Origin of the sequence: Mycobacterium sp. 012931, from assembly GCF_000419295.1 — a bacterium.
Classification (GTDB): domain Bacteria; phylum Actinomycetota; class Actinomycetes; order Mycobacteriales; family Mycobacteriaceae; genus Mycobacterium; species Mycobacterium marinum.
The window spans coordinates 2,918,959-2,943,791 of sequence record NZ_AOPX01000001.1; the positions used below are offsets into that span (position 1 = coordinate 2,918,959).

14 protein-coding genes and 5 pseudogenes are annotated in these 24,833 nt (G+C 64.9%); 7 read left to right on the forward strand and 12 right to left on the reverse strand.

Annotated features, from left to right (window positions below; all coding sequences use genetic code 11):
• Positions 1 to 178 precede the first annotated feature (178 nt).
• Positions 179 to 772, forward strand: coding sequence for a TetR/AcrR family transcriptional regulator (locus MMSP_RS12940; RefSeq protein WP_036426481.1), 594 nt, complete (start codon positions 179 to 181; stop codon positions 770 to 772).
• 126 nt (positions 773 to 898) lie between these two features.
• Here MMSP_RS12940 and fdxA read toward each other — a convergent pair whose 3' ends face one another.
• A complete protein-coding gene (fdxA, locus tag MMSP_RS12945; protein ID WP_020786965.1) occupies positions 899 to 1,225 on the reverse strand; it encodes a ferredoxin in 327 nt (108 codons plus the stop codon).
• 22 nt (positions 1,226 to 1,247) lie between these two features.
• Positions 1,248 to 2,621 carry an FAD-dependent oxidoreductase gene (locus MMSP_RS12950; protein WP_020786966.1) on the reverse strand — a complete coding sequence of 458 codons (1,374 nt, stop codon included), beginning with the start codon at positions 2,619 to 2,621 and terminating at the stop codon, positions 1,248 to 1,250.
• Positions 2,622 to 2,698: 77 nt separating this feature from the next.
• Here MMSP_RS12950 and MMSP_RS12955 point away from each other — a divergent pair, with 77 nt between their 5' ends.
• Entirely contained in the window at positions 2,699 to 3,637 is a 939-nt protein-coding gene (locus MMSP_RS12955; protein ID WP_036426482.1) for a LysR family transcriptional regulator, read from the forward strand.
• A 20-nt stretch (positions 3,638 to 3,657) separates the two neighbouring features.
• Here the strand turns inward: MMSP_RS12955 and MMSP_RS12960 are convergent, their stop codons facing one another.
• The 4 genes and pseudogenes from MMSP_RS12960 to MMSP_RS12975 all read right to left on the reverse strand — a co-directional run.
• Positions 3,658 to 4,377 (reverse strand): sirohydrochlorin chelatase, encoded by a 720-nt coding sequence (locus MMSP_RS12960; RefSeq protein WP_020786968.1) that lies wholly within the window; start codon positions 4,375 to 4,377, stop codon positions 3,658 to 3,660.
• Positions 4,374 to 5,107: pseudogene (locus tag MMSP_RS12965) on the reverse strand (phosphoadenylyl-sulfate reductase). Before MMSP_RS12965 ends, MMSP_RS12960 begins: the two are co-directional and overlap by 4 nt.
• 29 nt (positions 5,108 to 5,136) lie before the next feature.
• A complete protein-coding gene (locus MMSP_RS12970; RefSeq protein ID WP_020786971.1) occupies positions 5,137 to 6,804 on the reverse strand; it encodes a nitrite/sulfite reductase in 1,668 nt (555 codons plus the stop codon).
• Positions 6,805 to 7,223: 419 nt separating this feature from the next.
• Positions 7,224 to 8,858: pseudogene (locus MMSP_RS12975) on the reverse strand (inorganic phosphate transporter); the annotation flags it as partial.
• A 1,078-nt stretch (positions 8,859 to 9,936) separates the two neighbouring features.
• On the opposite strand from MMSP_RS12975, the gene MMSP_RS28440 reads away from it, so the two are divergent.
• Positions 9,937 to 10,275 carry a hypothetical protein gene (locus MMSP_RS28440; protein WP_235065739.1) on the forward strand — a complete coding sequence of 113 codons (339 nt, stop codon included), beginning with the start codon at positions 9,937 to 9,939 and terminating at the stop codon, positions 10,273 to 10,275.
• Between the two features lie 199 nt (positions 10,276 to 10,474).
• Here the strand turns inward: MMSP_RS28440 and MMSP_RS12985 are convergent, their stop codons facing one another.
• Entirely contained in the window at positions 10,475 to 11,860 is a 1,386-nt protein-coding gene (locus MMSP_RS12985) for an FAD-binding oxidoreductase (RefSeq protein ID WP_020786978.1), read from the reverse strand.
• A 173-nt stretch (positions 11,861 to 12,033) separates the two neighbouring features.
• Here MMSP_RS12985 and MMSP_RS12990 point away from each other — a divergent pair.
• Positions 12,034 to 12,486: pseudogene (locus MMSP_RS12990) on the forward strand (VOC family protein).
• A gap of 95 nt (positions 12,487 to 12,581) precedes the next feature.
• Complete coding sequence (locus MMSP_RS12995) at positions 12,582 to 13,715, forward strand: 6-phosphofructokinase (protein ID WP_020786980.1); 1,134 nt, start codon at positions 12,582 to 12,584, stop codon at positions 13,713 to 13,715.
• Between the two features lie 10 nt (positions 13,716 to 13,725).
• Here the strand turns inward: MMSP_RS12995 and ppsA are convergent, their stop codons facing one another.
• The 4 genes from ppsA to MMSP_RS13015 are packed head-to-tail and all read right to left on the reverse strand — an operon-like array spanning position 13,726 to position 22,432.
• Positions 13,726 to 16,131 (reverse strand): phosphoenolpyruvate synthase, encoded by a 2,406-nt coding sequence (gene ppsA, locus MMSP_RS13000; RefSeq protein WP_020786981.1) that lies wholly within the window; start codon positions 16,129 to 16,131, stop codon positions 13,726 to 13,728.
• A 27-nt stretch (positions 16,132 to 16,158) separates the two neighbouring features.
• Positions 16,159 to 17,169 (reverse strand): dihydroorotate dehydrogenase-like protein, encoded by a 1,011-nt coding sequence (locus MMSP_RS13005; protein WP_020786982.1) that lies wholly within the window; start codon positions 17,167 to 17,169, stop codon positions 16,159 to 16,161.
• Positions 17,169 to 20,750 (reverse strand): pyruvate:ferredoxin (flavodoxin) oxidoreductase, encoded by a 3,582-nt coding sequence (gene nifJ, locus MMSP_RS13010; RefSeq protein WP_020786983.1) that lies wholly within the window; start codon positions 20,748 to 20,750, stop codon positions 17,169 to 17,171. The genes MMSP_RS13005 and nifJ overlap by 1 nt, the downstream gene beginning before the upstream one ends.
• Entirely contained in the window at positions 20,747 to 22,432 is a 1,686-nt protein-coding gene (locus tag MMSP_RS13015) for an NAD(P)-binding protein (RefSeq protein ID WP_020786984.1), read from the reverse strand. The genes nifJ and MMSP_RS13015 overlap by 4 nt, the downstream gene beginning before the upstream one ends.
• 109 nt (positions 22,433 to 22,541) lie before the next feature.
• Here MMSP_RS13015 and MMSP_RS13020 point away from each other — a divergent pair.
• Together MMSP_RS13020 and MMSP_RS25985 are read left to right on the forward strand one after the other, a co-directional pair.
• Positions 22,542 to 23,932: pseudogene (locus MMSP_RS13020) on the forward strand (wax ester/triacylglycerol synthase family O-acyltransferase).
• Between the two features lie 164 nt (positions 23,933 to 24,096).
• Positions 24,097 to 24,207: pseudogene (locus MMSP_RS25985) on the forward strand (cellulose binding domain-containing protein); the annotation flags it as partial.
• Positions 24,208 to 24,209: 2 nt separating this feature from the next.
• On the opposite strand, the gene MMSP_RS28445 reads toward MMSP_RS25985, so the two are convergent.
• Entirely contained in the window at positions 24,210 to 24,830 is a 621-nt protein-coding gene (locus MMSP_RS28445; RefSeq protein ID WP_020786987.1) for a WD40 repeat domain-containing protein, read from the reverse strand.
• Positions 24,831 to 24,833 lie beyond the last annotated feature (3 nt).

The following is a 24,833-nucleotide window of genomic DNA, read 5'->3' on the forward strand; positions in this document are numbered from 1 at the left end:
TTTGCCGGGTGCCGACTTGGTCGGGGCCAACCTTGTCGGCGACCATGACGCGCCGGCGGGGCCGGGCCGTTGGCCTGCCGAAATCACTCGAGGCCCACATCTGGCCGACTGGTGGGATGCTTGCCCTGTTGGGCACCTCACAGCAAGAGCAGTGCCAACAGTACGTAGGCTCGAATTCATGGCAGGGCGTAGCACGTCGGGAAATCGCAGGCTTGGGGTAGACGACTGGGTGCAGGCTGGGTTCGAAATATTGGCCGAGGAAGGACTCAGTTCGCTCAAGCTGGATCAGCTTTGCGCCCGCCTAGGCGTAACGAAGGGCAGTTTCTACTGGCATTTCGCCGACATGGAAGGCTACCGGCACGCGCTCGTTGAGGCGTGGGCGCAGTTCCGCGACGAAGATCGCGACGAAATCGAAGGTCTGAGTGAGGTCGAGCCGCGGGAACGGTTGGCGCTGATGATGGCCCTGCTGGCCAGGCCTCGACTGTGGAAGCTCGAACGCGCCATGCGCGAGTGGGCCCGGTCCGACAAGACCGTTGCGGCCGCGGTCCTTTCGGCCGACCGCCGGATGGTGCGAGCCGTGCAGCAGGCGTTCTGCGACTACGGATTTGATGCCGACGAGGCCGAAATGCGTGCCAACACAGCCTTTGCCGCCGGGCTGGGGCTGCTGCACATGTCCGGTTCGGCGCTTAAGGGCTTATTCGGTTCGGCGCTGAAGAAGCAGACGGCGGCGCCGGAACGCAATTGGTTTCTGGAATTCTTGTTGCGGGAGTAGCCGGGCCGTCCTGTCCCTCAGTGTGGCAGTGATTCTCGGCTCTCGGCGCGGGCGGAACGAAAAACTGCCCGGGCGGGTCATACGCGCCGCCCGGGCAGGGTCTGGTGGGTTTGATCCGGGTTGGTGTTACTGGGCCTCCGCCCGGATTTCCAGGCTCTTGACGGCGTCCGGATCGTTCTCGGTGAGACCGACTTTCGCGGCGCCGCCGGGCGAGCCGAGCTCGCTGAAGAAGTCGACGTTGATTTGTGTGTAGCCGCCGTATTCGGCGGGCAGATCGTCTTCGTAGTAGATCGACTCAACCGGGCACACCGGTTCGCAGGCACCACAGTCGACGCACTCATCGGGGTGGATGTAGAGCATCCGGGCGCCTTCGTAAATGCAGTCGACGGGGCATTCCTCGATGCACGCCTTGTCTTTGATGTCGACGCAGGGTTCGGCAATAACATATGTCATAGCGGTTTCCTTCCAGGAGATGTCAGCCGTGGCCAATGCGAAGCAGTTCGGGCAGACTCGCGACCTTGACGCGGGGACGCTGCTGGGACTGGCCGGCTTCGCGCTCAAAGTTGTCGATAGCCTCCCAGTGCGCAGCGGCAATCAGTTGCGGCTGGCAGGAGATCAACCATTGGGCGAGCGCGTCGCCGCGGTTCTGGTCGGCGGCCGGGGTGGCGGGTTGGTGCGCCAGGTCCTCGAGCAGGGTGTCGACGGTGTCCTGGGAGTCTTTCTTGTTCGTTCCGATTACGCCGGTCGGTCCACGCTTGATCCAGCCAACGACGTATTCGTTGCTGCTGCCCGCGACTCGACCGCCACTGTGGGGGATGGTGGCGCTATTGGTGTCAAACGGCAAGCCAGGGGTGGGGATACCGCGATAGCCGACGGCGCGCACCACCAGTTGGGCGGGCAGTTCCTCACGTGCGCCGGTGTCCTTGGCCATCATTCGTCCGCTGGCGTCGCTCACCAAGTCATTTCTGCCGACCACGATGCTTTCCACCTTGCCGTCTCCCTTGATCTCGATGGGAGACGTCAAGAAACGCAGCACGATCCGACGGTGCCCCGGTCGGGCCGGGCGACTGGCGTAATCGCGCAGCACCTTGAGGTTTTGTTTGGCGACTTTGCCTATCGCGGCCGCATCGTCATCGCTGATGCCGTCAAGCTGGGCTGGGTCGACTACGACGTCGACGCCGTCGAGCTCGCCGAGTTCACGCAACTCCAGTGTGGTAAACGCGCTCTGCAAGGGGCCGCGCCGACCGATGATCACCACTTCCTCAACCGTGCGGGCGCGCAACGATTCCAGCGCGTGATCGGCGATGTCGGTGGCGGCCAGTACATCTGGATCGGTCACCAGGATGCGCGCGACGTCGACGGCAACGTTGCCGTTGCCTATGACGACGGCGCGGGCGCCGGACAGATCCGGTGCCATCTGCTCAAAGTGCGGGTGCGCGTTGTACCAGCCGACGAAATCAACCGCGGCAACACTGCCCGGCAGCTGCTCGCCGGCAATGTCGAGTGCACGGTCAGACTGCGCACCGACGGCGTAGATCACCGCGTCGTAGCGCAGGGCCAGGTCGGCCGCTTCGACATGCTCGCCCACCTTGATGTTGCCGAAAAAGCGAAAACGGGGGTCCTGCGCGGTCTTCTCGAACTGCTGGCTTACCGATTTGATCTTGGGGTGATCGGGCGCGACACCGGAACGGACCAGGCCCCAGGGCGTCGGCAACATCTCCAGCATGTCGACCGCGACATCGATCTGATCCGACGCATTGGCGGCTTTGAGCAGGGCCGCCGTCGCAAAAAACCCGGACGGGCCGGAACCCACAATCGCTACGTGGTAGAGACGGGTCATGTCTCTCATGCTCGTCATCCCCCACGCGACCGGGTAGAGGTGTCGATGTTGTGGAGTCACAAGCATTGGTTGTGATTTGATCAAGCATGCCGCTCAGCCCCCGCATGCCCGAACTTGCCTCTTTTGAAATCTTTCTGGCAATCGCCCAGACCGGAAGCCTGGGGGCAGCCGCCCGCGAGCTTGGGCTGACCCAACAAGCGGTGTCCAAGCGGCTCGCGGCCATGGAGGCCCACACCGGCGTGACGTTGGCCGTCCGCACGACGCGCGGCTCACAACTTACCCCAGCCGGCCTGATCGTATCCGAATGGGCAGCCCGCCTGCTTGAAGTGGCACAGGAGATCGATGCGGGCCTTGGATCGCTGCGTAAGGAGGGACGCGAACGGATCCGGGTGGCGGCCAGCCAGACGATTGCCGAACAGCTGATGCCGCATTGGCTGCTGGCATTGCAGGACGCGGCCAAGCGGCGCGGCACCACCGCCCCGCAAGTGATCTTGACCGCCACCAACAGTGACCACGCGATCGCCGCGGTTCGTGACGGCACCGCCGATCTCGGATTCGTCGAGAATCCCGGTCCGCCGACCGGACTGGGCAGTCGTGTGGTGGGCCACGACGACTTGGTGGTGGTCGTCCCGCCCGGGCACAAGTGGACTCGGCGGCCCAGCCCGGTGACCGCCCGCGAGCTGGCCGAGACGCCACTGGTTACCCGCGAACCCCGCTCTGGCATCCGCGATTCGCTGACCGTGGCGCTGCGTCAGGTGCTGGGTGAGGACATGGTTCAAGCATCGCCGGTTCTTGAACTCTCGTCGGCGGCGGCGATGCGCGCCGCGGTCTTGGCCGGTGCGGGGCCCGCGGCGATGAGCCGGTTGGCCATCGCCGATGACCTGGCGGTCGGCCGGTTACGGGCCATCAGCATCCCTGGCCTGGACCTGCGCCGCCAGCTTCGAGCCATCTGGGTCGGTGGGCGTGTTCCGCCCGCCGGGGCAATACGAGAATTGCTGAGCCACATCACGTCCGGCGGTGAGTAGCCGGCGCCCGGCGGACAGGTTCAGGCCGCGGCGTCACCGGCGGCCAGCGCCTGGTCGTAACGTTCGAGCACGGTTTGCGCTACCAGCGGGTGGGCGCCCATCGGACGCGCCATCGCAATGTCGTTGTCGCATGCGTACTTCCACACCCGGTCGGTGATGAGCCCCGGTGCCAGAAACCATGGGGCGATGACGAGACGGCGGGCACCGCTGGCGCGCAACTGTGCGGCGGCGTCGGCCACCGACGGCTTGGGGCCGGTGGCGAACGCCATTGTGGTGCCGGCCCAACGGGTGCCTGCACCGAGCTTGGCCGCCACCCGTGTCGTGCGCGCGTTCACCGGGGCGTGCGATGAACCGACCGCGACCACCAGCACGCCGATGTTGCGATCCCGCGGGGAAACCCCGCGCTCGGCAAGGCGGTCGCGTAACACCGACACCAGCCGATCGTCCTCGCCGAGCACGGCGGCCTCGCGGACACCGAGCGCGCCGGAGCGCGCAATCTGTTCCGGGATGTCGGTGCGGGCGTGGTAGGCGCTCGCCAGTAGCAGAGGAGTGACCACGGCCCGCTGGCTGTCGGGCAGTTCGGCGAGTACGTCGACGAAGTTTGGTGCACAGAGTTCCAGGAAGGCCAGCCGCACATCGAGATTCGGCCGCATGCGGCGTAGCGCAGCGGCGACGGCCCGGGCGTTGTCCGCCGACCGGGGGTCTCTACTGCCGTGCGCGGTGAGCACGAGCGTGCTCATGAGGCGTGCAGCCCGCATTCGGTCTTGGTCCGGCCCCGCCAACGCCCGCTGCGCGGGTCCTCACCGACTGCCGGTTTGGCGGTGCACGGTGCACAACCGATCGACGGGTAGCCCTCGTCGACCAGCGGGTTGACCAGCACGTTGTTGCTCTGGATGTAGTCCTGCACATCCTGGTCGGTCCACACCACCAATGGGTTGATCTTGACCAGCTTGAAGGCCTCATCAAAGCTGATCACCGGGGCGTTGGCGCGAGTGGGGGACTCCACCCGGCGCAGGCCGGTGATCCACGCCGCATGCCCACGCAGCGCATTGGTCAGCGGGACGACCTTGCGCAGTCGGCAACACTCGTTGGGGTCGCGCGCGAAGAGGTCCTTGCCCAGCAGCTTGTCCTGTTCTGCCACGGTGTGCTCGGGGCTGATGTTGAGCACTCTGATGTCGTAGACGGCCTCGATTGCGTCGCGGGTACCGATGGTTTCGGCGAAGTGATAGCCGGTGTCGAGGAAGATCACCGGCACCCCGGGCGCACCTTCGATGCCAGGTCGATCAAGACGGCGTCTTGCATATTGGAGGCAACCACGTAATTACACGTCGCCCAGCCGCGGGGTCCGTTGATCCCGCCAAAGTGTTCGTCGGCCCAGCGCAGCAGATCGGTCGCGCTGGCACCCTCCATCTCCGCGGCACCGCGTGCGGCCAGCTCACGCAGCTGCGTCTCGTTGGGCTGATCGCTCATCGTGTTGTCCTCAGCTCGTCGGGAAGCGCTCAGCGCAAGTCGGCTTCGTCGGCGCGCAGCGCCCAATTCGCAAAGCGTTCGCCTTCCTCGCGTTGATCCAGGAACTTTCGGGTCACCCGGTCGATGTAGTCGCCGAGCTCGTCACTGGTCACCTTGTGCTGGCGCAGCTTGCGGCCGAACCCGCTTTGTTCGCCCAGGCCGCCACCGAGGTGGACCTGGAATCCTTCGACCGAGTTGCCCTCACCGTCATCGATCCACTGACCCTTGAACCCGATGTCGGCGACCTGGATGCGGGCGCACGAGTTGGGGCAGCCGTTGATGTGCAGGGTGATCGGCACGTTGATCTTGGATTCGACGTCGGCCATGCGCTCTTCCAGCTCGGGCACCAAAGACTGGGCACGGACCCGGGTTTCGGCGAACGACAGCTTGCAGAACTCGATGCCGGTGCAGGCCATTGTGTTCTTGCGCCACCCGGACGGCTTGGACGGCAGGCCCAGCTTGTCCAGACCGGTGACCAGTTCGTCCACCTTGTCGTCGGGCACATCGAGGATGATCAGCTTCTGGAAGGGGCTGAACCGGGCCCGGTCGGAGCCGACCTTCTCCATCAGGTCGGCCACCGCCTGCAGGGTGGTGCCCGTGACGCGTCCCGCGATAGTGGCGACGCCGACGGCGTTGAGCCCGTTTTTGATCTTCTGCACTCCGACGTGGTCGATCGGGTGCTTGATCGGCTCGGGAGCCGGGCCGTCGATCATCTTGCGCTTGAGGTACTCGGTTTCCATGACCTCACGGAATTTTTCTACGCCCCAGTCCTTGACTAAGAACTTGATCCGGGCCTTGGCACGCAGCCGTCGGTAGCCGTAGTCGCGGAACACCTGGGTGACCGCCTCCCAAACGTCGGGCACCTCGTCCAGCGGGACCCACACGCCGACGCGTTGCGCCATCATCGGGTTGGTCGAAAGGCCGCCACCGACCCACAAGTCCATCCCGGGACCGTGCTCGGGGTGATTGACTCCGACGAACGCGACGTCGTGGGTCTCGTGGGAGACGTCCTGCAGGCCCGAGATCGCGCTCTTGTACTTGCGGGGCAGGTTCGCGTAGTCGGGGTTGCCCAGGAAGCGCCGGATGATCTCGTCGCTCGCCGGCGAGGGATCGAGCACCTCATCGAGCGAGTCGCCGGCCAGTGGTGAACCGTGAATGCCGCGTGGGCAGTCACCGCAGGCCTCCATGCTGGACAGGCCGACGGATTCGAGCCGGCGCCAGATCTCGGGAACGTCCTCGATCCGCAGCCAGTGGAACTGCACGTTCTCCCGGTCGCCGATGTCGGCGGTGTCACGGCCGAATTCGCTGGAAATCTGGCCCAGCACGCGCACTGTCTGCGCCGACATTGGTTTGCCGTCGGAGCGCACCCGCATCATGAAGTACTTGGCTTCGAGCTTGTCGATGTTCTCGTCGCCGGTCCAGCTGCCGTCGTAACCCTGCTCGCGCTGGGTGTACAGACCCATCCATTTGAAGCGCAGCCGCAGATCGGTCTTCTCGATGCTGTCGAAGCCTTCTTTGGCGTACTTGTTGAGGATCCGGTCGCGCACGTTCAGCGGGCCGTCATCGTGCTTGATCTGCTCGGTGTCATTGAGCGGATCAAGCTGTCCCAATGCCCATTGGCCTTCGTTGCGAGTCTTGGCGGGACGGGCTGTCGTCATGCGGCCTACTCCTCTGTCGACAATGCTGACCGGGATTGGCTGCCTGGACCGCACGCTCCGCCGGTTGATGGCCAACCGGCGGACCCCTCGTGTGCGGACATGTGGCTGGCCTGCGACATCGACGGTGATGTTGGTCAGCGGGAGATACCCGAAAGGCGCTTCATCGGACCCCGCGGGTCATGACCCCGATGTTTCGCCGCCCCGGTAGGCGCCGGTAGAGGCCAACACGTTGTGAGATCACAACTACTGGTTGTGATTACGTTTGACGGGTTGTGCCCGTGGCCGGCACCCGTGGTCGCCGTGTCCGCCCGAAGATAGCAAGCGGGATAACTGATTTGGCAATCTCAGACAGCCGAGGTCGGATTCCGGGGCGGAGTCCATGCGCGGACTCGAGATGTCACATGCTCGGGAAATCTCGGTCAGAAAATCGCGCGCAGCGTGACCAGGCCGACCGCGCTCAGGATAGCCGCCGAGGGCAGCGTGATGACCCACGCCAACGCGATTGGCTTCATCAGTGCCCAGTTGGTGGCCCGGTTGACGATGCCGACGCCGAGGACGGCGCCGATCAGGATGTGAGTGCTGGAGACCGGAAGACCCAGCACGGTTGCGCCCATGACCACTCCCGCCGCCGACAATTCGGCGGCAAAGCCCGAGGCCGGATGCATCGTGGTCAGATTGTGTCCCACGGTTGCGATGACCCGCCGTCCGATGAACCACAGCCCGGCGCACAACGCGACCCCGAACGTGATCATGGCGGCGGCGGGTACCGCCGCCTTGCCTTCAATCGAACCCGAGCGCAGTACATCCAGCACTGCGGCGAATGGGCCGATGGCGTTTGCGATGTCATTGCTGCCGTGGCTGAATGCGAAACCGGAGGCGGTGAATACCTGCATCCAGCTGAACATCAGATAGGTCGAGCGCGAAAGTGATTCACCCCGAAGCGTTTTAGCCAGAATGAAGGTGGCCATTCACACCGCCGCACCCACCATCCCCATGATGAAGAAGTTGTTCATGGTGGTCAGGCCCAAGTGCATGTGCTTGAAGCCCTTGAACAACAGCATGGCGGAAATGATCATCGATCCGGCCGCGGCGACCAGCGGGACCCAGTTCTGCAGCGCCCGGAATGCGTCAACCGACGATCTCTTGGTATCGATCTCGTGGAGTTCGCGGTAGTAGTCGGACTCCAGCTCGTCGGGATCGAAATCCCTGCGGTTGGCCGCGACGGCGTCGCGTGCGATCGCACCGGTGTAGGCGATCTGCTGGATTTCGCTGAGACGCTCGAATGCCGCCTTGTGACGCTCGCGGTGCGCGATGCGTTCCTTCTTGATTTCCAGGAGCTTTCGTTCGGCTTCCTCGTTGTACAACAGGATGTGGCGTTTGATCGCGCCGTAGAGCGCGTAGGACACCAGTCCGCCCAGCAGCGGTGAAAGCACCCATGAGATTGCGATTTGGCCGATCTCGTCCCACTGGACCATCTGGAGAGCGGAGAGGCCCTTCCGTCAACGATGCCCAGCGTGACCGCGGCGCCGACGATGCCGCCCACGATCGAGTGTGTGCTCGACACCGGGTATCCCATCCGGTTGGCAAACAGCAGCCACAGCGCTGCCGCCAGCAACGCGGCCAGCATGATGTTCATGAAGTCGTTGGGAGCGACCGACACTCCGGACAGGTCGACGATTCCGCTGCGAATTGTCTCGGTGACATCGCCCCGGCAATCACCGCGCCGCTGACCTCAAAAATGGCTGCCACCAGAAGCGCCTGTTTCATGCTCAGCGTGCCCGCACCGACGCTGGTGCCAAAGGAGTTGGCGACGTCATTGCCGCCGACGTTGAAGGCCATGAACATGCCGACAACGGTGGCCAGGACCAAGATGAGCTTGTTGGCGCCGGGGCCGGCGTAGTCGAACGCCCAGAACGAGAACAGCACGAACGATCCGGCCAGCAGCAGGCCGAACGAGAGGTGCCACGCGCGATCTTGGCCGAACAAGCCCCCGTACTGCGGCGTCGGCGTTATGGGATCCTGTAGTCCGCTTGCCACCAGTGCCCGTCCCTGTGTGCTCTCTGTCGCGGCTCACGCCGGCTCGTACCTGGTGATCGAGCGTCAGCAGGTTACGACACGGCAGCGAGCGCCCGGTAAACGTCGAGTGAACAAAGGCCATACGGTCGGGGCGCACCCCGCGCCCAGCTTGATCGAACTCCCGATGGTGGGCGATGGAGGCGCCGCGAGTGACTGCTGGTTCGTCGTGCGGTGGGCATCAGAGTGGTTGCGGCCGTTTGCCCAACGGTTCGCCGACGAGCCCCGGGCCCGAGCATGACGGCTCGGCCGAGATCGGCCAGACGGGGGCGGATCCTCGAGGCGACGGACCATCAAATGACGTCAGACACGAGGCGCTAGCGCGACTGGGAACTCGCCCCGCGGCGGTCAGAGGTGGCATAGCTGTTGGCCGCCACGCGCAGCAATTCCGCATACGCCCGGAGCTGGGCGGAACAAGCATGTCCCAATGCGGCCAGCGCCTCTGTCATGGCAGCGGACTGCCGAAAAAATGACGCCGATGCCGCATCACTGCACACGTTTGTTGGCACCCACGGAAGCACTTCTTGATCGAGGTGTCCTGCCCGTTCGACAAACTCCGGTGCAACTGTGATCAGGACGCTAGGGGCAACGCTCATCGCTAAGTTAATCGGATTAATCGGATGCATGAATTGTTGCTCCTTACGACACGTGCTTTTACAGCGGTATTCACGGTCAATTCGACCGGGTGCATCGATAGTGTTAGCAACCGATACGGTATTTGTCAACGGCGGAAGCCGTTGAGGGCGTGCAAATAATTCACCGTTTGGAGAATATCTGTCTCGTGGTGAATTGCGATGAATTAAACGGACGATTTACTCTTGTTGGCGCGAGAGATTCGGATATTGACGTCAGTAATCGTTTCTGTAAATAATCGGCTTCTGTAAATCCAACGTCGGAGGTGATTAAACCATGGTCAGGACGATCGGCAGACCGGTTGGGGAATACGCTGAACTGATGCTCGACCCCGGTGGGTGGCCTGGATTCGCGCCCACGGAACTTCGCGGATATTCGGTCGAGACCGGCTTTCGCATTTTGGGGGTCGGCGGCACGTTGGCCGGGGTGCACGGTCTGAGCCAAGACCTTTTCGAGACCTGGGCCGGCCCCGCGGCCAGCGCCGCCACCGCCAGGCTCGCCGAGATTATTGCGCACTGCGAGACGCTGGTTGCGTTCCTACAGTCGATCCAGAGATGGTTTCTAACCGTGGCTGCCGATGTTAGGACAATGCAGCTGCTGATTGCTGCCAGCGTCGCTTCTGCCGAGGCTCAGATCCATGCCTTGGAGGCCGCGGGGCCGGAAAACGAAGCGGCCATCCAAGCCGGGGCTCCGGCGTTGTTGATTAGCAGGCTTGTGAGCTGGGTTGATGATCTTTGGTGCCGCGCTATTGGGGCCGGAGTGTAAGCACCAGGGCTCCGGCGTTCCCTGCCATCCAAGCAATAGTTGTCCAGCGACACGCCATCCACCTGCAGATGGTTGAATCGCTCGCGGCGCGAATTAATGCCTCAGCCGCGGGAGTATTGGCGGCCGCGCCGGTGTAGTCGTCGGGCCTCCGATGGTGCGTCGCTGATGTGCCCAAGGTGTGTGCCCTGTGGCATCCGGCTCAAGACTGGATGGTTGTGAACAACACGTCGGGGTTGAGGATCCCCGCCGGGTCGAAGCTCTGTTTGATCCGCGACATCAAGGCGATCTTGGCCGGGTCTTCGAGCTCGAGAAAGTATGGGGTTTTCGCGCGGCCAACGCCGTGTTCGCCGGAGATGGCGCCACCTAGTTCCATGGCCAACGCAAAGATGTCGGTCATCAGTTGCTTCTTTTTTGCCGGGTCTTTGCAAATGATGGCCAGGTGCACGTTGCCGTCTCCGGCATGCCCACAACCGATCGCGGTACCGCCGGCAGCGGACGCCAGCCCTTTAGCGGTGCTGAGGAACTTCGGCATCGACGCGCGCGGGACGACGGTAGCGATGAGGTCGTCGGCGCCGGCGGCCTTGGCCGCCCAAAACGCCTTCTCGCGCGCCTCGATCAGCTTGCGCGCCGAGGCGCCTTCGAGCACGGAGGCATCCATCGCTCCCAGTTCGGCCAGCAGCTCACCAGTGGCCTCGACATCCTCGAGCAGTCGATCGGCGGTTCGGTCTTCCAGGGCCACAAGCAGATACGCTTGGCAGTTGTCACGAACCTGATCTGGGATGCCCAGCTCGAGGTTCTGGGTGTAAACCAGCGCGGCCATGGTCATGTTGTCGATGTATTCCAGGATGTAGGGCGCCAGTCCGGTCGCCAGGATCTTGGGCACCGCCGCCATGATTTGATCGAAGTCGGCGAAGGGGGCCAGCACGCTGGCGTTGTGAGTCAGCTGCGGGTGCAGATTGACGATCACCTCGGTGGCCAGGGCCAGGGTGCCTTCGGAGCCGACGATGAGCTGGGTGAGGTCGTAGCCCGTGGAGACCTTGGCGATCTTGCCGCCGGTGCGGATGATCTCGCCGGTGGGCAGCACCGCCTGCAGCCCGAGCACGTTATTGCGCGCTATCCTGTACTTGACGGCTCTCATCCCGCCGGCGTTCGTTCCGACGTTCCCGCCGACGCTGGAGGACAGTTCTCCGGGGTGCACCATGTAGCCCAGTCCGCGATCGTGAGTCGCCTCGTCCAGCTGGCTCAATGTGACGCCGGGCTGGACCACGGCGACCTGGTTGTCGGTGTCGACCTCCAGGACTTGATTCATTCGTTCGAAGGAGATCAGCAATCCGCCCTCGCGGGGGCACGCGGCACCCGACAGGCCACACCCCGAACCGCGCGCTGTCACCGGGACGCGGTATTCGGAGGCCGCCGACAGCAGCCGGGAAACCTCCTCGGCGGTGGCCGGCTTGACGACGTACGCCGGCCGCTGGGGCACCTGAGTCAGCTCTTCGTCGTGGGAATAGTCTTCGGGAATCGCGTCGCCGGTGAGCACATTGTTGTTGCCGACGATTTCCACTAACCGCGCTGTTATGTCGATCATCGAAGGGCCTCACATTTCTGCCGTGAGCGGGACAGCGACTCACTTTATAAGCAGTGTCGGTCGAATTGACATAGCCGCCGGGTCGGGGTGAAACGGCGTGAGTGCCGGTATCGGCGGTACAGTTCATCGAGAAGCGGCCAGTGCTGGCGGGCGGCGAGCGCGAAGGTTTTGTGATGTGAAGTAGCGGAACGGTTTTCAACCACGTCGGACTGTGCGTCACTGACCGGGGCCGGTCCCGGCGCTTCTACCAGGAGTTGTTGGGGTTTGGATTCTGGTGGGAAGCCGACGTGCCCGACGCTGGCGCCGACCAATTGTTGCAGCTGGAACGGCCGGTCGGGCTGCATGTGACCTATCTGATTCGTGATGGGCTGGTGCTGGAGCTGCTCGACTACTCGCAACGCTCCGTTGCCGCCGGGGGTAGGCGTGTCATGGATCAGGTTGGGCTTACTCATATCTCGTTTTCGGTATCTGATCTGGCCGCAGTGCGGGACAACGTGGAGGCTCTCGGCGGATCGGTGCTCGAGCGCACGGTGTCGAGGCATTCGGCGATGATCCGTGATCCCCACGGGCAGCTGCTCGAACTGCTGTCAGACGGCTGGCTGGCGGCGGCACCGCCACATCCCTGACGAAGCGCCGACTTGTCATGCGAATTGGATAGGCACATAACACGCTTCACCGGCGCGAACGGCTGCGCTCGAGGCACACACTAGACTTGCGAGTCGTGAATTCCCCGATAAAGCGAGTCGCGATCAGCACCGGTGGCGGGGACGCGCCGGGACTCAATGCGGTGATCCACGCGGCCACTCTTGCCGCGCGAAACCGCGGCTGGGACGTGGTCGGGATCCGAGACGGCCTCAATGGGCTGTTGCTGCCCGAGGACTATCCCGAGGGCGGCCTGATCGAGCTCACCCGCGACCGGGTTCGCGGGATCATCCACCAGGGCGGCACGATCATCGGCACGACCAATCGGGGCAACCCGACCGCCTACCCGGTGCGGCAGAGCGACGGTAGCTGGGCCGAAGTGGACCGCACCGAAGAGCTACTGGGCCGATTCGCGCAGCACCAGATCGATGCGCTGATCCTGGTGGGCGGCGACGGGTCGATGTCGATCGGCCAGCATCTGCACCAGTCGGGGTTACCGCTGGTCGGCGTACCCAAGACCATCGACAATGACCTGGACAAGACGACGTCCACATTCGGCTTCGACAGCGCGGTCGACTTCGCCTCCGAGTGCATCGACCGGCTCTTCACCACCGCGACCTCCCATGGCCGGATCATCGTGGTGGAGGTGATGGGCCGGTACGCGGGATGGATCGCCCTGAACGCCGGCATGGCCTCGGGGGTGCACGCGATCCTCATCCCCGAGATCCCGTTCAGTCTGGAGCTGGTGGCAGCTGTGATCACCGATCGCGAACAGCGCGGCGCGAAATTCTCGATAGTCTGCGTCGCCGAGGGGGCCAAGCCGATCGGCGGCGAGGTCACCATCCTGGGCAAGTCGGTGGGGCAGGCCGAACGCCTCGGTGGCATCGGCGCCAAGGTGGCCGCCGAGCTGGAACGCATGACCGGCCGCGAAGCACGCACGGTGGTATTGGGTCACCTGCTGCGGGGCGGCTCGCCTACCTCGTTCGACCGGCTACTGGGACTGCGCTTCGGCGCCGCCGCCGTGCGGGCTCTCGATGAGGGGCACTACGGCGTCATGGTGGCGCTGAACCCGCCGACGGTGGACTACGTACCGCTTGCCGACGCCACTCATCGGCAGAAGGTCGTTCCGCTCGATTGCGACTCGATCCTGACCGCGCGCGACATGGGGATCAACTTCGGCGACGAGATGCCCACCCACAGCACCATCGATTAGGCGCTCGCGCCTACTGCAGTGGCACCACCTGCTGCTCGAGGTCGAGGATCTGCCGGGTGGTCTTGACCACCACGTCGGGGTTGAGGCTGACCGAGTCGATGCCGGCGCGGACCAGGAACTCGGCCATGTCCGGATAGTCCGACGGCGCCTGGCCGCACAACCCGGAGTGAATGCCGTTGCGGCGGCAGCCCTCCACCGCCAGGCGAATCATCTCCTTGACGCCGTCGTCGCGTTCGTCGTAGTCGAAGCCCACGATTTCGCTGTCGCGGTCGACTCCCAGGGTCAGCTGAGTCAGGTCATTGGAGCCGATCGAGAAGCCGTCGAAGCGCTTGGCGAACTGGTCGATGAGGATGACGTTGTTGGGGATCTCGCACATCGCATACACCTTGAGTCCGTTCTCGCCCCGCCGGAGGCCGTGTTCGGCCATCGTCTCGAGCACCAGGTCCGCTTCGGCGACCCGGCGCACGAATGGCAGCATGATGACCACGTTGGTGAGCCCCATCTGATCGCGGACCCGCTGCATCGCACGGCATTCCAGCGCGAAGCCCTCGGCGTAGGCGGGGTGGGCGTAGCGCGAGGCGCCGCGAAAGCCGATCATCGGGTTGCTCTCGGTCGGCTCGAAGCCGCTGCCGCCGATCAGGCTGGCGTACTCGTTGCTCTTGAAGTCCGACATCCGCACCACCACGGGTTTGGGCCAGAACGCCGCCGCGATGGTGCCGATGCCTTCGGAGAGTCGCTGCACAAAGAACTCGGCACCATCGGAATAGCCGCGGGTGAGCCGTTCGATGGTGCGGCGTGCCTCGGGGTCGTCCACCTTGTCGGGGTGCAGCAGGGCCAGCGGGTGGACCTTGATGTATTCGCCGACAATAAATTCCATCCGGGCCAGTCCCACCCCATCGTTGGGCAGGAACGAGGTCTTGAACGCGAGGTCGGGGTTGCCGAGGTTGACCATGACCTCGGTGCGCGGCCTCGCCAGGTCGGCCACCTCGGTGCGATCCACTTGGAAGCCCACCTCCCCGCGGTACACCCGCCCGGTGTCGCCCTCCACGCACGACACCGTGACAAGTTGGCCGTCCGGCACATTGGTGGTGGCATCCCCGGCGCCGACCACCGCAGGGATACCGAGTTCGCGCGTAATGATCGCGGCGTGGCAGGTGCGGCCACCGCGGTTGGTGACGATCGCGGCGGCGATCTTCATGACCGGCTCCCAGTCCGGCGTTGTGGTGTCGGCGACCAGCACCTGGCCGGGCTTGAAGTCCGATAGCCGCTCGAGGTCATCGATGCGTTTGACCACGCCCGAGGCGACCTTTTCGCCGACCGAGCGGCCCTCGGTCAGTATCTCGCGCTGTTCGCCGGAGCCTTCCAGCACATAGGTTTCCACCGTGGTCATGCTGCGCTGCGAGGCGGCCGTCTCCGGGCGGGCCTGGACGATGTAGAGCTTGCCGTCCAAACCGTCCTTGGCCCACTCGATATCCATCGGTCGCCCGTAGTGCTGCTCGATTGCCAGCGCATAGCCCGCCAATTCGAGCACGTCCTCGTCGGTGATGCAGAAATGAGCACGGTCGGCCTTCGGCGTCGGAATGTTGCGCGTCGTCTGCTTGGTTCCGCCCTCGACAAAGACCATCTTCACCGCCTTGTCGCCGATCAGCCGGCGCAGCACGGCGCGGTGACCGGCCTGGTAGGTCGGCTTGTGGACGTAGAACTCGTCGGGGTCGACCGCGCCCTGTACCACGTTCTCGCCCAGGCCGTAGGCGCCCGTCACGAACACGACGTCATTGAAGCCGGACTCGGTGTCGAGGGTGAACATCACGCCCGAGGAGGCGAGGTCGGAACGGACCATCTTCATGATGCCGATCGACAGCGCCACCTTGAAATGGTCGAAGCCCTGATCGACGCGATAGTGGATGGCCCGGTCGGTGAACAGGCTGGCGAAACAGCGGCGGCACGCATCGAGCAGGCTTTCCTCACCCTTGATGTTGAGAAACGTTTCCTGCTGGCCGGCGAAGCTGGCGGTCGGCAGGTCCTCGGCGGTGGCCGAGCTGCGCACCGCCAGGCTGACGTCCTCGCCGTACTCTTCCTGCATTATCCGGTAGGCGGCCACGATCTCGCTGGCCAGGTCCTCGGGCAGCCCTGCGCCATAGACGATTTCACGGGCGCGTTTGCCTTTGCGGGCCAGCGCGGTGACATCGTCGGCGTCCAGATCGTCCAGCTCGGCGTGCAGCGCGTCCCACGCGCCGGCCCGGTCCAGCATGTGCTTGTAGGCATCGGCGGTGGTGGCAAATCCGTGCGGTACGCGCACACCCTGCTGCGACAGCTTCTGGAACATCTCGCCCAGCGAAGCGTTCTTGCCGCCCACCAGTGGCACGTCCTCGATGCCGAACTCTTCGAAGAAGCGAACGTAGGAAAAGCTGCTCATGACCCAATCCTCCATATAGTTACTGCGTCAATACGCGTCGTAGAAGCCGCTGTTAGCCTTGCGCAGCGCCCAAACGTAGTCCGCACGCTCGTGCGCCTCCGACCCTTTGGTGTCCGGAGCCGCCAGCAGCCCGCGCACCTGGTTGAGATCCTGAAATCCTTTGCGGCTCAGCCAGTCCTGCAACTCCCGGAGCAACACGGCCGCATACTCGGGTCCGTGGCGCAGCAGGGCTGACGCGGTTTGCACGACGTCCGCCCCGGCGAGCAGATACTTGGCGACGTCGCTGGCGTGCTCTACTCCGGTGGTCGCGGCCAGCGAGGCTCGCGTCCGGCCGTGCAGCAACGAGATCCAGGTCAGCCCCAGGCGCGTGTCTCCCGGGGTGGACAGCGTGATACCGCGAACCAGGCTGAGGGTCTCGGGGTCGATGTCAGGCTGCAGAAACCGGTTGAACAGCACCAGTCCGTCAGCGCCGGCAGCATCGAGGCGATGTGCCATGTCGGCGGTGGCGCTGAAGTACGGGCTGAGTTTGACCGCGACGGGAACCGTTGTCGCGGTTTTGACCTCATCGAGCACCTCGAGGTGGCGCTGCTCGACGGCATGGGCGTTGAGGCCGGTATCACCGGGAAGGTAGTAGATGTTGAGCTCAATCGCGGCCGCGCCGGCCTCTTGCATGGAATGGGCGTAGCGCGCCCAGTTGCCGGGTGTGGACGCGTTGAGGCTGCCGATGATCGGGATGTCCACCGATGCAGACGCACGTTCGATCAGGCGCAGGTATCGCTGGGCCTGGCTGGCCACGTCGACGGCAGGAGGAAAGTAGCTCAGCGACTCGGGCGAGCTTTCGCTGCCCTGGGCGGCCATCAGTTCGTTCTGCTCGGCTTCGCGACGCAGTTGTTCCTCGAACAGCGAATACAGGACCACCGCGCCGACGCCGGCGTCGGCGAGCGCACGGACGCCGTGCAACGTCTGGCTCAGCGGCGATGCCGAGGCCAGCAGCGGACTGCGCAGGCTGAGTCCGAGGTAGGTAGTCGACAGGTCCATTAGCTCTCCCTCCGGGAATCGGACGGAAACTCTTGTGGCGCGCGAGAGGCCATGTCTTCGTAGACTTCCCAGCGCTGGTCGATTGACTCTTCGGCCAGCACGAGCAGGCGGTCAGCCTCGTCGGGGTCAGAGTTGGCCAGGCTGCGGAAGCGTAGCTCGCGGTCGCGATAGTCAGCAAGCGCCAGCCGGGGACGGTGGGAATCCAGCAGGAATGGCGGGCGGCCGGTGGAGCGCAGCACCGGGTTGTAGCGAATCAGTGGCCAGTGCCCGCTGGCGACCGCGCGGTACTGTTGGTCCAGGCCGTAGCGCAGCTCGAAGCCGTGCGCGATGCAGTGGCTGTAAGCGATCACCAGCGAAGGGCCGTCGTAGGCCTCGGCCTCCCGGAAGGCCAGCAAGGTCTGCTGCGGATCGGCGCCCATAGCGACCCGCGCCACGTAGACGTTGCCATACGAAATAGCCTGCAGCGCTAAGTCTTTACGTGGAACCGTCTTGCCCCCGGCGGCGAACTTGGCCACCGCGCCCAGCGGTGTGCTCTTCGACATCTGCCCGCCGGTGTTGGAATACACCTCGGTGTCGAGCACCAGCACGTTGACGTTGTGCCCGCTGGCCAGCACGTGGTCCAGCCCGCCGGCGCCGATGTCGTAGGCCCACCCGTCGCCGCCGACGATCCAGACGCTGCGGCGGATCAAGTGATCGATGACGCTGCGCAGCTCGTCGGCTTGCGCCGGCGCCAGACCGTCCAGTTCATCGAGGCGGGCGCGCAATTCGGCGACCCTTTCGCGCTGGGCGCGCAACTCCGACTCACGCTCTTGCGGGGCGGCCAGGATGGCATCGACCAGATCCGCGCCCAGCACGTCGCGCAGTTCGGTCAGCCGGTGCCGGGCCTGGCGCACGTGGGTGTCGGCGGCCAGCCGCATACCCAGGCCGAACTCCGCGTTGTCTTCGAACAGTGAGTTAGACCATGCTGGACCGCGTCCCTCGGCGTTGGTCGCCCACGGTGTGGTGGGTAGGTTGCCGCCATAGATCGACGAGCAGCCGGTGGCATTGGCGACCATTAGCCGGTCACCGAACAACTGGGAAAGCAGTTTGAGGTAGGGGGTCTCCCCACAGCCGGCACACGCGCCGGAAAACTCGAACAGCGGCTGCAGGAACTGGGTGCCGCGCACCGTCCCGAAGTCCACCCTGGATCGGTTGGCCACCGGCAGGGTTTCGAAGAACGCGATGTTCTCGCGGGAGGCGGCGACGAGTGGTTCGCGCGGGGCAAGATTGATCGCCTTGGTCACCGGTTTGCCGGGAACGACAGCGGGGCAGGCCTCCACGCACAGATTGCAGCCGGTGCAATCTTCGGCATAGACCTGCAGGGTGTAGCGGGTGTCGGGGAGACCGACCGCGTCCAGCGGTGCCGAGGCGAAGGTGGCCGGTGCGGCATCGAGCCGGTCGCGCGGGTAGAGCGTGGTGCGAATGACACTGTGCGGGCAGACAAACGAGCAGTTGCCGCACTGGATGCAGGTGTCGGGGTCCCACACCGCAACCAGATCCGAGATATTGCGCTTTTCGTAGGCGGCGGTGCCGCTGGGGTAGCTGCCGTCGGCCGGTAGTGCGCTGACCGGCAGCTCATCTCCGCGCCCGGCGATCATCTCCGCGGTAACCGTGCGCACGAACTCCGGGGCGTGTTGGGGAACCGGTGGTTCCAACTGTCTGGTGGAGCTGACGGTGTCGGGCACTTGGACCGGGTGCAGGCCGGCGAGCGCGTGATCGACGGCGTTGACTTCACGGGCCACCACGTCGGCGCCGTGGGCGGCATAGGTCTTGGCAACGCTGGCCTTGATCTTGGCGATCGCCTGATCCACCGGCAGCACACCGGCGATCGCGAAAAAACAGGTCTGCAGGACGATGTTGATCCGGCCGGCCAGACCGACCTCGCGCGCGATCTTGCCCGCGTCGACCACGTAGAGCCGGATGCGCTTGTCGATGATCTGTTGCTGCACCGGGGCGGGCAGGCTGTCCCACACCCGCTCGGGTGGGCGCGCGCTGTTGAGTAACAGTGCGGCACCGTGGGCGGCCCGGCCCAGCACGTCCACCTTGTTCAGGAACCGCTGGTGGTGGCAGCCGACGAAGCTCGCCTGTTGCACCAGGTACGGCGCCCGAATCGGTTGCGGGCCAAACCGCAGATGCGAGACGGTTTGTGAGCCGGATTTCTTGGAGTCGTAGACGAAATACCCTTGGGCGTAAATATCTTCCTCGCCACCGAGAATTTTGATGGTGTTCTTGTTGGCGCCCACCGTGCCGTCGGAACCCATGCCGAAAAACACGGCTTTGGTGGTCGCCGGCGTCTCGATGTCGAAGTCCGGATCGTAGCTGATGCTGGTGCCGCTGACGTCGTCGTCGATGCCCACGGTGAAGCGAGTGCGCGGACGCTGGCCGGCCAACTCGGCGAAGACACCGGCGACCATTCCGGGGGTGAATTCCTTGGACGACAGGCCGTAGCGTCCCCCGCAGACCACCGGCAGCGATGATCTCTGCCCGCTGCTATAGGCCTCGGTCAGGGCGGCGGTGACATCCAAATACAGTGGCTCGCCTTGGGATCCGGGTTCCTTGGTGCGGTCCAGGACCGCGATCGCGCGGACCGTCGGGGGCAGGGCCGCCAGCAGGGCCTCGGCCGGAAATGGACGGTAGAGGCGGATTTGGGCCACCCCGACGCGCTCACCGCGCTCGGTGAGGGCGGTCACGGTTTCGGCCGCGGTCTGACCGCCGGATCCCATCAGCACCATCACCCGCTCGGCCTCGGGGTGACCGGTGTAGTCCACGATGTGCATCGGGCGCCCGGTGCGCTCGCCGAGCTCGCGCAGCAGCCCCTCGACCACCTCGGGTACCCGGGCATAGAACGGGTTCACCGTTTCGCGGGCCTGGAAGTAAGTGTCGGGATTCTGGGCGGTGCCGCGGATGGACGGCCGATCCGGCGACAGCGCCCGGTCGCGGTGGGCCAGGACCAACTCCTGGGGGACCAGCGCGCGCAAGTCGTCGTCGGTGAGCACCTCGATGGTGTTGAGCTCATGGGAGGTGCGGAAACCGTCGAAGAAATGCACGAACGGTACTCGGGTGCGCAGGGTGGCGGCCTGGGCGATCAGGGCCAGGTCGTGGGCCTCCTGCACCGAGGCCGATGCCAGCAGCGCAAATCCGGTCTGGCGCACCGCCATGACATCCTGATGATCGCCGAATATCGAAAGTGCCTGTGCCGCAATCGATCGAGCCGCGACATGCATCACCGCCGAGGTCAGTTCGCCGGCGATCTTGTACATGTTGGGGATCATCAGCAGCAGGCCTTGGGAGGCGGTGAACGTCGTCGTCAACGCCCCGCCTTGCAGGGAGCCGTGCAGCGCACCGGCCGCCCCGCCTTCGCTTTGCATCTCCACCACCGTCGGCACCGTGCCGTAGATGTTGGGCCGGTTCTGGTTTGACCAGGCGTCGGCGAGCTCGGCCATCGGGGAGGAGGGAGTGATCGGGTAGATACAGCAGACTTCGTTGAGCCGGTAGGCCACCGATGCCGTCGCTTCGTTGCCATCCACCGTGGTGCGCGTCATCGTGGCTCCGCAATCATCTCGATGGCGTGCACCGGGCATTGGTCATAACAGGTCGCACAACCCGTGCAGCGGTCGTAGTCGAAGCGGTAACGGTGGCCGCGCCCGAGCTTGATCACCGCGTCCTCCGGGCAGGCGCCCAAGCAACCGTCGCACTCGAAGCAGTTGCCGCACGACAGGCAGCGCCCGGCCTCGAACGTCGCTGCCTCCGCGGACAGGCCGCCCATCACTTCGTCGAATCCGCTGATCCGGTCCTCGGGGGAGAGTTCGGGTTGCTGGCGCCGGCGGGCGTCGCCGAAATACCACAGGTGCAGCCGGTCGAAATCGGCGACGGGATGCTTGGGTGGGCGTTGGGTGGGGTCTCCCCGTAGCCACGCGTCGATGTAGTGGGCGGCCTTCTTGCCGTGCCCGACCCCGACGGTGACGGTGCGTTCGCAGGGCACCATGTCGCCGCCGGCGAACACCCCGAGACAGCCGGTCATCAGCGTCGGGGAGACCCGCACGCCGCCGTCACGGTCGAATTCCACCCCGGGCAATGTGCGCATGAACGCCGATTCGGTTTCCTGTCCCAGTGCCATGATGACCGTGTCGGCGGCCAGCGTCTCAAACCGCCCGGTCGGCCGGGGGTGCCCGGTGTCGTCGAGTTCCATTTGCTCGACCCGGATTTCGTGATCGTCGAACGCGGTGATGGTGCGCAGCCAGTTGATCTGCACCCCTTCGCGCTGCGCGTCTTGGCGCTCCTCTTCGTGCGCGGGCATCTGAGCTTCGGTGCGCCGGTAGATGATCACGGTGTCCTGCGCGCCGAGCCGGCGCGCGACGCGGGCGGCGTCCATGGCGGTGTTGCCGCCGCCGTAGACCGCGACGTGGCTTCCGAGTTCGGGCTTTTCGCCCGCGGCCACCTGATGCAGGAATGACACGGCGTCGATCAGCGATCTTGCGTCACGAGAGGGGATGTTGACCCGCTTGGCCAGGTGGGCACCGACGGCGACGAACACCGCGTCGAAGTTTCCGGTCTCGCGTTCTTCGGCGAGGTCTTCGACACGGTGTCCGGTTGTGAGCTGCACGCCCAGGGCGGCGATGCGTTCGATTTCGGCGTCCAGCACATCGCGGGGGAGCCGGTAGCTCGGGATGCCGTAGCGCATCATTCCGCCCGGCTCGGCGCCGGCGTCGCGAACCTCGACGTGATGCCCAAGCCGGGCCAGGTGATAGGCCGCCGAGAGTCCACTGGGGCCGGCGCCGACAACGAGCACTCGTTTGCCGGTGGGCTGCGGTGCGGGCTGGAAGCGCCACTGTTTCTCGCGTGCGGTGTCGCCGAGAAAGCGCTCGACCGCGTGGATGGACACCGATGCATCGAGATCTGCTCTGTTGCAGACGGATTCGCATGGGTAATAGCACACCCGGCCGTGGATGGCGGCGAACGGATTGTCAGCGGTCAGCTGACGCCAGGCCCGCTCGTGCTCGCCGACGCGGGCGTGGGCGAGCCAGGCCTGGATGTTTTCGCCGGCCGGGCAACCGGCGTTGCAGGGCGGCAACAGGTCGACGTACACCGGGCGACGTTCGCGGTCCGGCCCCGCGCGGTGCCGTCCGTGTAGCAGGTCGGGCAGGGGCGTGACATCTTCGGGTGCTGGTTCGGGTGCTGGCGCCGCTACCTCGGGCACGTCACCGGGGGACTGCTCGGGCACCATGGTGGCAACGATATGACCCGGGCATGGTGGTGTGCAGCTTTCGTTTGGCCTTCAAGGTAGGGACTTCTGACCCTGATCGTGGACTGAGGTGGGGGTGAATGGTAAAGGGATGGAGCATCTAACCCCCCTCGATGCGACTTTCCTGGAGGTTGAGGACAGCGATCCGCATGTGAGCCTGGCGATCGGCGGTGTGTCGATTGTGGAAGGGCCGGCTCGGGCTTTCGGGGAGTTCGTCGACTCCTTCGCGGAGCGGGCGTCGGCGATTCCGCGCTTCAAACAGATCCTGCGGACCCATCCGCTCGATCTCGGTTCACCCGAATGGGTCGCGGACCCGCACTTCGACGTTTCCCGACATGTACACCACCTTGCGCTGCCGCAACCGGGCGGCGACGCCGAACTTTTCGAGATGATCGCGACGGTGATGGAGCGACGGCTCGATCGGGACCGTCCGCTCTGGGAGTGCTATCTCATCGAGGGGCTCAGCGATGACCGGTGGGCGGTGCTGACCAAATTGCATCACTGCATCGCCGATGGCATCGCGACAACGCAGATGTTGGCCAAGTTCGGTGACGAAAGCGGCGGTGGCGGGTCCTTTGCCACCGAGATTCGTGCGGCCAAAGAGCCGGCTCCGCACGGGCCGGGGCTTCCGGTGAAGGTCAGTCTGAACCCGCTGAACTGGGTGACCGGGATTGTGCGGGGCGCTCTGGGTGCGGTCTCCGTTGTCGAGCATGTCGCGTTAGGGGCCGCCGAACTGACCGGCAGTCTGCTCAGTCCCGCGCCGGAAACGTCACTGAGCGGGCCTGTCACCACGCTGCGGCGCTTCAGCGTGGCGCGGGTGCGCTTGTCCGATCTGCACACGGTTGCGCGAGCATTCGACGTGACGCTCAATGACGTGGCGTTGGCGGCGATCACCAGCAGCTACCGGTCGATTCTGCTGGAGCGGGGGAAAAGCCCGGCCACACCTCGCTGCGCACGCTGGTACCGGTGTCGGTGCGCGGGATGAGCCACTTCAACATGACTGACAATCAGGTCTCGGCGATGCTGCCCTTGTTGCCCGTCGATGAGGAAGACCCGGTCAAACAGCTTGAGCTGGTACACCGTCGGTTGGTCGAAGCCAAAGCCAGCGGCCAGCGTGAAGGCGGCACCGCGTTGGTTGCCGCGGCGAAAAGCGCGCCATTTGCGTTCTCGGCGTGGGCGGTACGGTTGCTGAGCCGGTTGCCGCAACGCGCGGTGGTGGCGTTGGCGACCAATGTGCCCGGGCCGCGGGACGAGCAGAAGCTGATGGGTCGGCGCGTGCTGGAGATGTTGCCGATTCCACCGATCGCGCTGAACCTGCGTACCGGGGTCGCGATGGTCAGCTACGGCGACAACTTCGTCTTCGGGATCACCGCCGACTACGACACCGCACCGGATATCGAGGTGCTGGCCGCCGGGATCGAGGATGGGGTGGCGCGATTGGTGAAGGAGAGCCGCGGCAAGCGGGGGAGCGCGGCGGGCTGAACCCCGACATCGCCTGTTCGGCTATGGTGTTGGCTCCTATGATCGCACTGGCCGCTACGAGAAGCTCCGGCGCCCAATGCCTTACGTGGTCTTTTCGGTCTTTCGGCATTTTGTGACCATCCGGCCCTCGGTGCCGGCAATGCTGCAGGTGAGATCGAGGTTGAACAGGCTTCATCGCCGACTACACGATCACCAACTCGAGCTCGATGCGGCTAAACGACTGGCGACTCGAATTCGACTTGCCAGTGCGAGAATTCCTCTCGGACTCGTGGAACGACTACCGTGGGACGGGCAAGTTGGGGCAGAGGGCAATGTAGTCGACATCGGGCGATATCCATTCGCGCCAATCATGGCGGCTGATGCTGGATGTGAGTTTTGAACACAGAACCGTGACGGTGGCATCCAGCGGCGTGGGCCAGACCCGCACCGTAGCGTCGGCGCTGCTGGACACCAAGGTGTGCCCGTCGGGGCTGAACGCCACACCAAGGACGCTGTCGGTGTGCCCCCGCAGGGGTTGGCCCAGCCCGGCAGGGGTCAGATTGGTGAGGTCCCAGAGCTGCACGGTGTGGTCAGAACTGCCCGACGCTAGCGTATGACCGTCGGGGCTGAACGCCACACCAAGGACGCTGTCGGTGTGCCCCCGCAGGGGTTGGCCCAGCCCGGCAGGGGTCAGATTGGTGAGGTCCCAGAGCTGCACGGTGTGGTCAGAACTGCCCGACGCTAGCGTATGACCGTCGGGGCTGAACGCCACCCGATTCACGTATCCGCTATGTCCGTGCAGGGGGTGCCCAAGCGGGCTCGGGTGCGCCGGGTCGGTGAGGTTCCACAGCACGACGGTGTCGTCGCCGCTGCCGGAAGCGAGCAAGCGGCCGTCAGGGCTGAAGGCCACGCCAAGCACGGC